Here is a 13,311-nt window from a genome sequence, read left to right on the forward strand (position 1 = left end):
TATAACCTTCACCTGAAATTTACGTTATCAAAGAATATATGGTTAAGGTATCCCCCAGTTCAAAATAGCCTTAGCACCTACCTTTTTTAAAAACCCTACATGCCGCATCTGTTGGATCGGCAAATTTTTTTCAACATACCAAATCATGAAAAAACTAATCGCCACCTATATTTTTCTAGTGTCGTTCACCTGTATGGCCCAAGAATTTCAGAATATCGACTCGGAAGAAATCGCACCACGTTCCGAAACCCCAAGCATTGATTTTACCCCAGTCTCGGAAGAAACCTTTTCCGTCACCGAAACTTTCGAAAACGCCGCCGATCGACACGGTATTCCCAACAGAACTTTCAGTGACCTTGAAGGTGTCGAAAACGGCTATTATCTCATTTCAGGGGTTTTCACCGATTCTAAATCACTCGACAAATCCGTAAAAAAATTAAAAAGGAAAGGCTTTGAATCGGCCAACTATATCAAAAACACAAACAATGACCTCAATTACGTCTATATAGCTTACTATCCTTTTGGACTAGAGGCCGTAGATGCATGGGTTTCAAAACTAGACGGCACATACAAAAATGATCTTTGGATATTGGAAATTGAAAACAGTGAAGCCATTGGCGGTGAAGGCATAATGTTCGACGACGAAGCCGAAACTATTGAAAGCGGCATAGCATCGCCCAAAGACCAAGCGGCCATGCCTGTCATTGAAACACCTGCAGACAAGGTTTTCGCCATTGCTGAAAGCACACCAAAGAGCAGCATCAATGAATCTTCCGGCAAGACCAAACTCATTCAAAGAGCCGATTATTTCTTTGATAAAATGTGGTATGCCGAAGCTGCCGAACTATACGAGCAGGCCTTGGAAAAAGGTGATAAATACCGATCAAAAGATATCATCCAAAAAGCGGCCGACGCCTATTATTTCAACACCAATATGGAAAAGGCATACGAATGGTACAACGTACTTTATGAAAACTATGGCGAAGAGATGTCTTCCGAGAATATTTTTAAATACGCCCATTCCCTAAAAGGCACCGGAAAATTTGCCCGATCCAAACGCTTAATGCGCCTCTACAACAAAAAAGTTAAGGCTACTCCTAACGACGCATTGGCAAACAGGGCCCAAGTGAATGAGACAACCTTGGATAACATCCTAAGTTCGAAAAGCGATTTGGAACTTAAAAACTTGGCCATTAATACGCAGTACTCCGATTTTTCCCCAATGTTCCTTGATTCCAATCAGGTGGTTTTTTCCTCTGCCAAAGACTCCTCTATATTTACCTCCCGAAAGTATAAGTGGAACAACCAGCCTTACCTCGACCTGTACGTGGCCAAAATAAACGAAGAGACCAACGACCTAAAGGAAGCTTTAAAGCTTTCCCAAAAAATCAATACCAAATACCATGAAGCCTCGGTTACGTTTTCACCCGATAACAAGACCATGTATTTTACCCGCAACAACTATGGTAAAAAACTCAAGAGGGACAAGAAGGGTATAAACCATTTGAAAATTTACAAATCGACCAAAGTGGACACGGAATGGACAGAAGCGACGGAAGTCTCCTTTAATAGCGATAATTACTCCACTGGCCACCCCGCATTGAGTCCTGATGGCAAACAGCTTTATTTTGTTTCGGATATGCCGGGTAGCTTGGGCAAAACCGACATCTTTGTTGTAGACGTACTTGATGACGGCGGTTTCTCCGAGCCCAGAAACTTGGGTCCGAGCATCAATACGGAACAACGTGAAATGTTCCCTTTCTTTAATGGGGAAAAACTGTATTTTTCTTCGGACGGATTAACCGGTCTTGGGGGATTGGACATCTATGAGAGCGCTTACGATCCCGAAAACGGATTTCAGGAAGTAAAAAATCTTGGACAACCGATAAACAGCAATAAGGATGACTTTTCATATATCGTGAACGAGGCCAACCAACAAGGATATTTTGCCTCAAACCGTGAAGGCGGTAAAGGCGATGACGATATTTATTCGTTCAAACGTTTGACCCTAGAGGAAACACCTGCCAACCATAATGCCATTGCCGGTGTTGTTACCGAACTGGTAACGGGCGAGGTAATGCCCCAGGCCTTGGTCGAGCTTTTAGATGAAAACGGTATAAAACTTAAAGAAACGATTGCCGATGACGAAGGGAATTTCATTTTCGAGGACCTCGACAGTTCAACCAAATACATTCTTAAAACGGTTGAAGACAAATTCGTAGATAACGAAAGATTGATAGCAACAACACAAAACGATACCGTAAAAGTCGATATCGCCATGAAACGTCTTGAAGAAATGATCGCTATTGAAGATGGTATCAAGAAAATCAAGACCGAAATGATCTATTTCAACTTTGACAAGTCGCACATCAGACCTGATGCGGCCAAAGAATTGGATAAGCTCGTCAATGTAATGAAGGAGTACCCGAGCATGGTCATCAAAATAGAATCGCACACCGATTCAAGGGGTAGCAAAGCATACAACGAACACCTATCCGATAAAAGGGCCAAATCGACTAGGGACTATATCATTTCCCAAGGTATCTCCCCTGAACGTATAGAGAGTGCCATCGGTTATGGTGAGAGCAAGCTTCTTAACGAATGTGACGGGTCTACGCCTTGTTCAGAAGCAGACCACGTACTCAACCGAAGATCCGAGTTCATCATTACACATATGTAAAAACCAAAAAATATAGAAAAAGAAACCGCTGTCCTACCAACAGCGGTTTTTTTATGTTTTAAAGACACGGGATACTTTTAACATCGAGAGAACTTTTTAAGTGAATCTACCATCATTTTACAGATGACAACACCCAAGGCACTGCCACAATAACACAGCTTATTAGATGCCTTATGGCTATCCCAAAACCACTAGTCAAAATACGTTTTGAAAGGGAAGCCAAAAGCAGCAAAGCTTGTTTTAAGCGCATTTAAAAGCTGTTTCCTCCTTAATCGTGGTTCTTTACCATGTACGGGCGAAAAGCCTGGGCAAAAGCCCCTGTTTGCCCAAATAAGGCGTTTGGGCACCAAACAAATACGGCCATCTTTGAAGATGGCCGTATTTGTTGTTTTATCTGAGTAAGATCAGTTTTTGACTCCCTCTATTTTAAATGTCTTCAAGATAGCTTCCAATTCAAACAGATCGTTTCTTTTTTCGGTTGCCGGGGCAAATACAAAGCCTTCCAACACCAGTTTTCGATTGTTTTCCTTATCGTTTAAGATGTAGGTAAGAAAGGGTCCTGCCATAGGGAAGTTCTTAATATCCCAAAGGCCTCTTACCTCTACGCCTTTTAACCCCCCGATTTCAGCAGGATAAACATAGGGAGCAAATGCAGGTTCGGTGCGCATATGGGTGATCTTGTTGGGAACATCGGGGCCGGGAATGTATAGGGCCCCTATAGAATCACGCATGGCCACAATATCCTTTACCAAGGTAGAATCGTTCGAAAAACTATCGGCGGGCATTTCATATACGGTAATATTGGCGGTACCCCTTTGTATTTCACGATCGATCCAAACAAAATTATCTTCTTGCTTTCCCACTTTATAAATAGACGGTATGTTCAGGGAAATACCGAACTTATCTTGCAGTACGGTCTCTTTGCTCAATGAGCGCTCGAAGCGCTTTTGGGCGGCCTCGATTTCCATATCCTTAAAAGCGGTGATAATATCATCGGCCTTTGCCCTTACATTTTCTATAATTTCGTCCTTGCTCGTACCCTTGATAACCCCAACACGTTGCGGTGAGGCGTACATATCGGTTTTTACGTGGGCCAGGTTTAAAGAGTCTTCCATCACATAAAGAATAGATCGTGTATTTCGAATTGATCCCGTGAAAAATTTTGGGGCTACCTGGTCAATAGTGAACAAAGGCTCGTCCATGGGCATTCCGACAACGGGGGCCGCAAAATGCCGCCTTATGGTATCGCCCACACTCCCCTTCCATAGTTCGCTATCTATAACAACGACCATAGAATTGATCGCGCCAACGGAAGACGGTAGGTATTTTTTGCTTTTTGATTCTTTACAAGAAGAGAATAAGAGGGTTAAGAGTAAAAATAATGTTCCAGCTTGTTTCATTTTAGGTTTAGGTTTACGATGAACATTCGCACAATTTCAATTTTGTGCCCGGTTTTAGATTTTTACCACTAATACCGTTCCATTGTCGTAAATTTTCAACAGAAATTCCTGGATATTTTTTCGAGATGGTCCAGAGTGAGTCCCCGCTCCTTACTGTATGGGTTTTTGTCCCAGGCGCGTAGTTCTTTGATGAAGTCGATGTTTTGGTCGACGCCACCGTTGAACCCGGCATTCTTCTCGGGTAAATGGTAAGGCGCTGGCCAATTCTAAGATTGTTGCTTCTAAGACCGTTCCATTGTTTAATCTGGCTTACGCGCACCCCATAGAGTTCGGCGATACGTCCGAGAAAATCGCCGCTGCGTACCTTGTAGCGGATGCGGTTTTCCTCTGCCTCCTTTACCAATTTCGGCAAGGGGCTTTCCTCGCTCTCCAATTCTTTCTTCACATGGGCATAAATGGCCTCTTCGTTATGTACAAAACTGCCAATAGCATATTTCGGTAGGCGCAGAACGTGTTTCTTTCCCTCAACATAAGGGATAACGTTCAACTTGTACGAAGGGTTCAAAACGATGAGTTCTTCTTTTCCTACACCCGTGAGTTCGGCTATCTGATCAAAGGTGATAAGACTCTTTACATGAACGGTGTCGGTTTCAAAATAGGCCCTTTCTACCTGTTGCCCCTTTAGACCGTGCTCTTCGGCATATTCAAATAAATACATCGTCGCCAAGAAAGCCGGTACGTAACCCGCTGTTTCACGTGGAAGATAGCGACGAATGTTCCAGTAGTTCTTATAGCCTCCTGACCTTCTTATCGCCTTGTTCACGTTACCCGGACCAGAATTGTATGCGGCCAAGGCCAAGTCCCAATCCCCATAAATATCATATAATTTCGCTAAGAACTGGCATGCGGCAGTGGTCGATTTAATAGGGTCGCTCCGTTCATCCACAAAACTGTTCACATTGAGATTGTACTGTTTTCCGGTGCCGTACATAAATTGCCAAAGCCCGGTAGCCCCGACACGTGACCTTGCCCTCGGGTTCAATGCGGATTCAACAATGGAAAGGTATTTCATTTCCAAAGGAATATCATAATTGTCAAGCTCTTGTTCAAACAAGGGAAAGTAGAACTGGCTTACCGTTAGCATGCGTTCCATAAGGTCCCTTTTTCTAAAAAGAAAAGATTTGATGACATTTTCCAACGAAGGGTTATAGGCTATATTGAACGGTGTCTTTTGGTTCAATCGCTCCAAACGAGCCTTGAGGGTATCGGTGGGCAATGAGGTCGGATAGGTCTTGTCGTAATCCAGTTTTTCAACCTCTCCGAACATCTCTTGCGAGAGGCTTGCGTTGGCGTAAAGTTCCTTCATCCACAGACTATCGTACTTAGCGGCTTCCGGCAAATCACGCAATTTTACTTTTAAGCCCGTACTGTCTTTTAAGAGCACAATGGGACTGTCGTTCAACGCGATACTGTCATGGACCATTTGCTCCATTTGTTCAACACCGTTCATATCCATCGCCAAGGTATCGGATACCATACCGACCGTTTCGTCTTGAAGGCCTGCAACAGAATCTCTTTCCTGTTCTTGGGCCACTATAGGCAGAGCCAATACCAGACTTGAGAATATCGTGAGAAAATGTTTTCTGTTTTTTGTCATCAAATGTGTTTATAAAACAAGGCGAATTTATTTATACAAATAGGGTTACAGCGTGCCGTAACCCTACTAAAATCGTTCTTTTTTATTGAATAATAAAATTTTTAACCAATAAAGCGTTGGTGCACAAGGCGCCCCGTTTATCGATAACGCCTTTACTAGCCCTTTATTGCAGCAATACCGGGCAGTGTTTTTCCTTCTAGGCTTTCTAACATGGCTCCTCCACCGGTAGACACATAACTTACCTTGTTCTCAAAGCCGAACTGTTTTACGGCCGCGACCGAATCACCTCCACCTACAAGTGAAAATGCCCCGTTTTTAGTAGCCTCATCGATAAAGTTTCCTACGGCAATGGTTCCTTTTGCAAAACTCTCCATTTCAAAAACACCGATAGGTCCGTTCCACAAAATGGTCTTTGACTTCAAAATGACCTCTTTAAAGATTTCCAAGGTTTTTGGACCGGCGTCCAATCCTTGCCATCCGTCCGGTATTTTAGTGACATCGACTATTTGGGTATTGGCATCGTTGGCAAAATCGTCAGCTGCCAAAACATCAACAGGAATATGAACTTCAACGTTCTTTTCCTTGGCCTGCTTTAGAATATCCATTGCCAGGTCCATTTTATCGTCTTCGCAGATAGAATCCCCAACATGTCCCCCTTGGGCCTTGATAAAAGTATAGGTCATTCCCCCGCCAATAATCAAGTGATCCACCTTGTCCAAAATATTTTCGATAATGGTAATCTTTGACGAAACCTTAGCTCCCCCTAAAATTGCAAGAACCGGTTTTTCGCCAGTTTGCATCACTTTATCGATCGCTTCGATTTCCTTGGCCAATAATAGTCCGAAACATTTCTCTTCAGGAAAGAACTTGGCTATAATAGTGGTCGATGCATGGGCCCTGTGTGCCGTACCGAATGCATCGTTGATATAAATGTCTCCCAACTTTGACAGTTGCTCGGCAAAGGCTTCATCGCCTTTTTCCTCCTCGGCATGAAACCTTAGGTTTTCCAACAACAAAATTTCGCCAGGTTTTAAATCGGCAACGGCCTTTTCGGCCACCTCACCAACACAGTCGGCTACGAATTTTACGGTTACGCCGATAACATCGGAAACCGTACTGCAGATATGCTGTAAAGACAGATCCGGATTGCTTTGCCCCTTAGGCCTTCCTAGGTGGCTCATCAAAACAGCGCTACCGCCATCTTCAAGAACCTTGATAATAGTAGGTTTGGCCGCTTGAATCCGGTTGGAATCGGTCACATTGAAATGCTCGTCTAACGGAACGTTGAAGTCAACGCGAATTAGGGCTTTCTTATTTTCAAAATTAAAGTCGTTTACAGTTTTCATGTCATGCAGTTTTAGAGAGTCGCAAATGTAATAAAAAGGATGTTAGACTGGTAACCGAAAACCATTAGACTTATAGATATTAACCATATTTAAGAAGTGGTCCGCCTAAGAATGTATGTATTAAAAAAGTTATCTTTGGGCCATGCTGTTCAACACTATTTTAGGACTATCGCACATTAAGAACCATTTGGCCACTAGCGCAGATGCTGGCCGAATTCCACATGCCCAATTATTCGTAGGGCCCGAAGGCTCGGGAACCTTGCCCATGGCCATTGCCTACGCCCAGTACATCATCTGCGGAAACTCAGGAGGGGAAAACGACGGAAGCAACGAAAGTTGCAACCTGAAATTCGGTTCGCTTTCGCATCCGGATATGCACTTTGCCTTTCCGGTATCGAATTCCGACAAGATAAAGAGCCATGCCGTGAGCGACCATTATATGGAAGAGTGGCGCAAATTCGTAAAAGAACAGCCCTATGGCAACCTTTTCGATTGGTACCAATTGATCGGTATAGAAAAAAAACAAGGCCAGATCGGGGTTGACGAAGCCCAAGATGTGGTTAAAAAGCTCGCCTTGAAATCGTATGAAGGCGGGTACAAGGTCATGTTGATCTGGATGGCCGAAAAAATGAATACCCCGGCCGCCAACAAGCTCTTAAAATTAATAGAGGAACCCCCCAATAAAACGGTCTTTATATTGATCGCCGAAGACGAAGAACAAATTATACAGACCATACGTTCGCGCTGTCAAGTATTACATTTTCCCCCATTGGCAGAAGAGGCAATGGCCAACGCCCTAGTCGAAAAGGGTGCCCTAAGGGAAGAAGCCCTACGTATAGCCCATGAGGCGAACGGCAACTTTAACAAGGCCCTTGACCTCATGAACGCCGACTCAGAAGATTTGGTATTTGAAAAATGGTTCGTGCAATGGGTACGCAGTGCCTTTAAGGCGAAGGGCAACAAAAGTGCCATTCAAGACCTGATTATGTGGAGCGAGGAAGTGGCAAAGACCGGACGCGAGACCCAAAAGAAATTTCTACTCTACTGCCTTGCCGTAATGCGACAGGCCATGCTTATTAATTTTAATGCCGACGAACTTGCCTTTATGAAGGTTCACGTAGATGGTTTTAGCCTTGAGAAATTTGCCCCCTTTATTCACGAAAACAACATCATCACCATTACAAAGGAGTTGGAAGACGCCATATACCATATTGAACGCAACGGAAATTCTAAGATTATCCTTACGGACCTATCGATAAAATTGACACGTCTTTTACACAGAAAAGCAGCATAGTCTGTGCTATACTATGGAATTTTTGGTAACTTAATGGCTACCAACCGTAAACCAAGCTACTATGGACACTTTTATGCATTTTGTTACCGAAATATTGATATTGATTTTTCTGATCATCGTCTTTGTTCAAAGCGGTATCGACAAAGTATTTGACTGGAAGGGTAATCTCACATGGCTTCAAGAACATTTTTCAGATACACCCCTTCACAAACTGGTTCCGATCTTATTGGGCACCTTGCTCCTAATGGAAATGGCCTCGGGCATCCTCTGCGCCGTTGGCCTATACCAAATGTTGATTATGGGGGAAAGCCATGTGGCCCTATACGGAAGCATAATATCATGCATTACCTTGCTGATGCTGATGTTCGGTCAGCGTTTGGCGAAGGACTATGAAGGAGCGAAGACCATAGCCGTATATTTTGTTCCCGCTATATTTCTGGTATACATCTTACAGAAATAAAAAAAGCGTGCTTAAGACTATTCCCAAGCACGCTTTTAAGCCCCTGACAGGCCTTATTACTTTTTCTTGTACTTCTCGTTCAATAAGCTAACGATTTCGCTTGTAAGGTCGTTTGCGTCTTTTCCATAAAGCACCGAACCGCCATCTCCGCCACCAAGTATGTAGCTATAGCCATTGGCCTTGCCGTACGCCTTGACCTCTTTCTTTACCTTGCTGATGATACTATCCATCTCTGTCTGGCCTTCCAACTGCAATTGCTGGTCTTCTTGCTGTAATTGCTGTCCGATCATCTGGCCTTTTTGCTGCATCAAACCGTACTCTTCTTGCGCCTTTTGCTGCGATAGTTTCTGAGCCTTTATTTGGAAAGCCTGGGCTTCTTGCTGAAAAGCTTGGGAAATACTGTCTCTTTTCTTGGCTAAAGCATCGGCCTTCACTTTAAAATTGGCTTCGACGTCAATTTTTTCTTGATACTCTTCCATCAACTTTACGTTGTCTACAAATCCGATCTTTTCTTGTTGGCAAGAGGCCAATACCAAAATCGCCAATACCCATACTACGTTTTTCATAATTCTGTTTTATTTAAAATCTGCTTTGGTTGCTTCAAACCTGAAATCGAAAAAATTATTTGTGATGAAAGTTTATCGACCCATTCGAAGTTGGGCAAAAATAGAAAAGCTTTTCTAATTCACGAGAACTATTTTTTTTATGTGCACCCAAGACATGGTTCTACATAAAATCCGTTCACATCATCAAAATTACAGCTAAAATAACAGCATAAACAATTACTATGACACCTAACCATGAGTATCAGAAAAAGCTATAAAAAACAAGCTTCTCAAATACGCTCATTTAAACGATTAAAAACGAATCGACCCGATCACGTTAATCAAGTCAAAACGCCGTTAAATCGCTCGAAAATCAATTCTAACCTTGATTTTAAGGTCTAAGCCTCCTTTTTTAGAATGTATATCAATGAAGATGCCTGTCCGTTGAACAAGGCCAAGACATTCGACCACAGGCCAACACAAAAGGCCCTTAAAAAGTTTTGCTTGCCTGTTTTATATTTTTCGGAAAGCATGGACACATAAAACGAATCGAACCACATCGGTTTGGTCTTTATCAATTTCATATGATGCGAAGCAAACTTACCTTCGATAGCTTCCTTTGAAAAATGCCACAAATGTCTGGGCACATCATAAGCGGCCCAGAACTCTTTATAGAACTTTGCATCCTTAGATTTAAAATTTGGAACGGCAACAATAAGAACCCCATCCGTTTCCAAAAGTGATAATATGGTCTTTATCTGATTATCGAGACCGGGTAAATGTTCAAGCACATGCCAAAGCGTAATGACCTGAAATTTGTTTCCGGCAACAAAAGACAAATCGGAAACCAGTTCCATTTTTTTCTCGCGCGATCTCATGCGCGCATCAAGACTCGGTTCTACCCCTTCAACGGACCAACCCCTACTTTGGGCATGTAATAAAAAATCGCCCGTACCGGCACCGACATCTAATAGCGTTTTATTCTTTTTTGCATAACGGCCGATCAGGTTTACTTTATTCCATAAACTAAATTTTTTGACCGCATGGTACATCTTGTCCAAAGTAGACTTTCTGGAATCGGTGTGTGAGATATAGGCATCACTCTCATAATATTTTTGAAGATCTTTTGGCTGCGGTTGGGTCACCAACATTTGTAGATCTTCATCTAAAAGCAATTCAAATTCTTCACCGCTAACGGAGAAATCTTTAGTTCTTAAAAATGGTTTCATTTTAGTTCTGCGTGGTAAGGTATTCTTTCTTGAGGTAACGAAGATAATTTAAAACAACGGCTCTGGAAAACGATTTTCTACAAAGAGCATCCCTGACCAAATTTGGGTATACTTCCATGGCCGTATATCAATTTTCATTTCGAACATTTGTATCACAATCCTGTAAAATTTCATTCTCATTTTTCAAAAACCAAATCGCACTGGTATTGTTTTTCGTCGGGAAAAAGTTCAAGACCTGATCCTATTTCCCTCCTTCATAAAATGAAAATAAAATAAATTTCTTCCTCCTCTTCAAATGGAACATTGTAATAAATATTCTCAAAGTTCAATTCAAACTTGGCCTTTACATAATCACAAAACCACTTCTCTTTTTGTTCCGCCAAGGATGAACCTATTCTGTTTTGAAAGCGACCATTTAAATTCTTTCGCCTCGGTGTTGTGATACTTTTTTTTCAAAATAGTCCCACTCGAACAAGAAGCCAAGATCGAAATAAAAGCGGACCACAAATCCACCCAAAAAGCAATTTCATTGCTGCAATTTTGAATCTAATATTAATCGCAATAAAATAAAATTCAACACAATTTTCAGCCCAAGAAAAACGTTCATAATACATGGCCGTCTAGCTTTTAAAAACAGCTCGACCCAATGATAGATTCCTTTGGTTCTATTTGTTTTTTTTTAAAGGCCTTAAATAAAAAACCTCGCCGATTAAGGCAAGGCCATACATAAGCTCCAACCAATTTTCATTGGTATCCGGAGGAAATTCCCATTGTTCCACGTGGAACAATCAAGAAAATCATCTTCCCAAATACACCAAGAGAACACTAATATCCGAAGGGTTAACCCCACTAACCCGCGCCGCTTGTGCAATGGTAACTGGCTGTATAGAGTTCAGTTTTTCACGCGCTTCGTACGACAAGGACTTCAACTTTGAATAGTCGAAATTCTTAGGGATTTTGACGCCTTCCAAACGCAATAATTTATCGGCATTGTTTTTTTCCTTCTCAATATATCCAGAATATTTTACCTGAATCTCCGCCTGTTCCAACACCTCCCTATCGAGATTGTTCTCGTCTACAAAACTGGAAACAGCATCCAATTGAAGCATGTGCTCCATCGTAACTTTGGGTCTAGAAAACACCTTGAACATCTTATCGGATTGTTTCACTAAAGCGGAATTCACACTATCCAAAATGGGATTAATTTCTTCCGGGCGTACACTTGTTTCCCTAAAAAAACTAACGAAGGCATCGGACTTTTTCTCTTTCTCCTCCATTCGCTTTAAGCGATTTTCCTTGGCCAAACCAATTTCAAAACTACGTGGTGTCAATCTCAAATCTGCATTATCTTGACGCAACAGTGTTCGATATTCAGCCCTGGAAGTAAACATTCGATAAGGCTCTTCGGTACCCTTTGTAATCAAGTCATCGATAAGAACCCCAATATAGGCCTCATCCCTTTGTAGTATAAAATCTTCCTTTTCATTGATTTTAAGGTGGGCATTTATACCCGCCATCAAACCTTGAGAAGCTGCCTCTTCATACCCAGTCGTACCGTTAATTTGTCCGGCAAAATATAAATTCTGAACAAGCTTTGTCTCTAGCGTATGCTTCAATTGCGTAGGAGGAAAATAATCGTATTCTATCGCATAGCCCGGTCTAAAGAATTTGACATTCTCGAAGCCTTTTACCGATCGTAGGGCTTTGTATTGAACATCTTCTGGAAGGGACGTAGAAAAACCATTTACATAGACTTCTACCGTATTCCAACCCTCTGGTTCTACAAAAATTTGATGGCTATCCTTATCCGCAAAACGATTGATTTTATCCTCAATGGACGGACAATATCTTGGTCCGATACTTTTAATTCTACCATTGAACATTGGAGAACGATCAAAACCTTCTCGCAATAAATCGTGTACCAGAGCACTGGTATGTGTCATATGACAATCACGCTGTGTCGTAAGAACCGGTGTGTCTAAATATGAAAATTTCTCAGGAACCACATCCCCTGGTTGGGGTATCATCACCGAATGATCCAAAGAACGGCCATCGACCCTAGGTGGAGTTCCCGTCTTCATTCGACCACTTTCAAAGCCTAAATCAAGCAATTGTTCGGTAATACCGGTAGCAGCTTTCTCTCCTGCCCTACCACCTCCAAATTGTTTTTCCCCAATATGGATCAAACCGTTTAGAAAAGTTCCATTGGTCAACACCACGGCCTTAGAGCGTATAGCTATACCAAGGGAAGTCTTTACACCTACTACTTTATCCTTTTCAATAAGTAGTCCGCCTACCATTTCTTGATAGAAATCTACATTAGGCGTACGCTCCAATGCCAAACGCCACTCTTCCGCGAAACGCATTCTATCGTTTTGCGCCCTCGGACTCCACATAGCAGGACCCTTAGATTTGTTCAGCATCTTAAACTGAATAGCGGATTTATCGGTAATTATCCCACTATATCCACCCAAGGCATCAATCTCCCGTACAATCTGTCCTTTGGCAATACCACCCATGGCAGGATTACAGGACATCTGCCCGATAGTTTGTAAATTCATGGTCACCAACAAGGTTTTCGAACCCATATTGGCGGCGGCGGCGGCGGCCTCTGCACCTGCATGACCTCCACCCACAACTATTACATCGTATTCTTCTCCAAACATTCTACACTCTCTTAATTACATGAAATCATGTCAA

The 13,311-nt window shown here is 42.3% G+C and carries 9 protein-coding genes; 3 read left to right on the plus strand and 6 right to left on the minus strand.

Annotated features, from left to right (window positions below; translation table 11 throughout):
* Positions 1–145 precede the first annotated feature (145 nt).
* The gene (locus BW980_RS01310; protein WP_245799920.1) at positions 146–2,680 is read left to right on the plus strand and encodes an OmpA family protein; all 2,535 of its coding nucleotides are present in this window, start codon (positions 146–148) and stop codon (positions 2,678–2,680) included.
* Positions 2,681–3,084: 404 nt separating this feature from the next.
* Here BW980_RS01310 and BW980_RS01315 read toward each other — a convergent pair whose 3' ends face one another.
* The 3 genes from BW980_RS01315 to BW980_RS01325 form a co-directional block, all read right to left on the minus strand.
* Positions 3,085–4,080 (minus strand): DUF4837 family protein, encoded by a 996-nt coding sequence (locus BW980_RS01315; RefSeq protein ID WP_076453162.1) that lies wholly within the window; start codon positions 4,078–4,080, stop codon positions 3,085–3,087.
* A gap of 13 nt (positions 4,081–4,093) precedes the next feature.
* Positions 4,094–5,737 carry a lytic transglycosylase domain-containing protein gene (locus tag BW980_RS01320; RefSeq protein ID WP_076453163.1) on the minus strand — a complete coding sequence of 548 codons (1,644 nt, stop codon included), beginning with the start codon at positions 5,735–5,737 and terminating at the stop codon, positions 4,094–4,096.
* A gap of 155 nt (positions 5,738–5,892) precedes the next feature.
* Positions 5,893–7,083 (minus strand): phosphoglycerate kinase, encoded by a 1,191-nt coding sequence (locus BW980_RS01325; protein ID WP_013993085.1) that lies wholly within the window; start codon positions 7,081–7,083, stop codon positions 5,893–5,895.
* A gap of 142 nt (positions 7,084–7,225) precedes the next feature.
* On the opposite strand from BW980_RS01325, the gene BW980_RS01330 reads away from it, so the two are divergent.
* Both BW980_RS01330 and BW980_RS01335 read left to right on the plus strand, forming a co-directional pair.
* Complete coding sequence (locus BW980_RS01330; protein WP_076453164.1) at positions 7,226–8,377, plus strand: DNA polymerase III subunit; 1,152 nt, start codon at positions 7,226–7,228, stop codon at positions 8,375–8,377.
* A gap of 61 nt (positions 8,378–8,438) precedes the next feature.
* On the plus strand, positions 8,439–8,837 hold the full coding sequence (locus BW980_RS01335; RefSeq protein WP_175609830.1) for a DoxX family protein: 399 nt from the start codon (positions 8,439–8,441) through the stop codon (positions 8,835–8,837).
* Between the two features lie 56 nt (positions 8,838–8,893).
* Here BW980_RS01335 and BW980_RS01340 read toward each other — a convergent pair whose 3' ends face one another.
* The 3 genes from BW980_RS01340 to mnmG form a co-directional block, all read right to left on the minus strand.
* Positions 8,894–9,403, minus strand: coding sequence for an OmpH/Skp family outer membrane protein (locus tag BW980_RS01340; protein WP_013993082.1), 510 nt, complete (start codon positions 9,401–9,403; stop codon positions 8,894–8,896).
* 377 nt (positions 9,404–9,780) lie between these two features.
* Positions 9,781–10,611: a class I SAM-dependent methyltransferase gene (locus BW980_RS01345; RefSeq protein ID WP_076453166.1), complete on the minus strand. Its 831-nt coding sequence runs from the start codon at positions 10,609–10,611 to the stop codon at positions 9,781–9,783.
* Positions 10,612–11,408: 797 nt separating this feature from the next.
* The gene (gene mnmG / locus BW980_RS01350) at positions 11,409–13,277 is read right to left on the minus strand and encodes a tRNA uridine-5-carboxymethylaminomethyl(34) synthesis enzyme MnmG (protein ID WP_076453167.1); all 1,869 of its coding nucleotides are present in this window, start codon (positions 13,275–13,277) and stop codon (positions 11,409–11,411) included.
* Positions 13,278–13,311: the final 34 nt, after the last annotated feature.

The sequence above is a fragment of the Zobellia uliginosa genome (assembly GCF_900156625.1).
GTDB lineage: Bacteria > Bacteroidota > Bacteroidia > Flavobacteriales > Flavobacteriaceae > Zobellia > Zobellia uliginosa.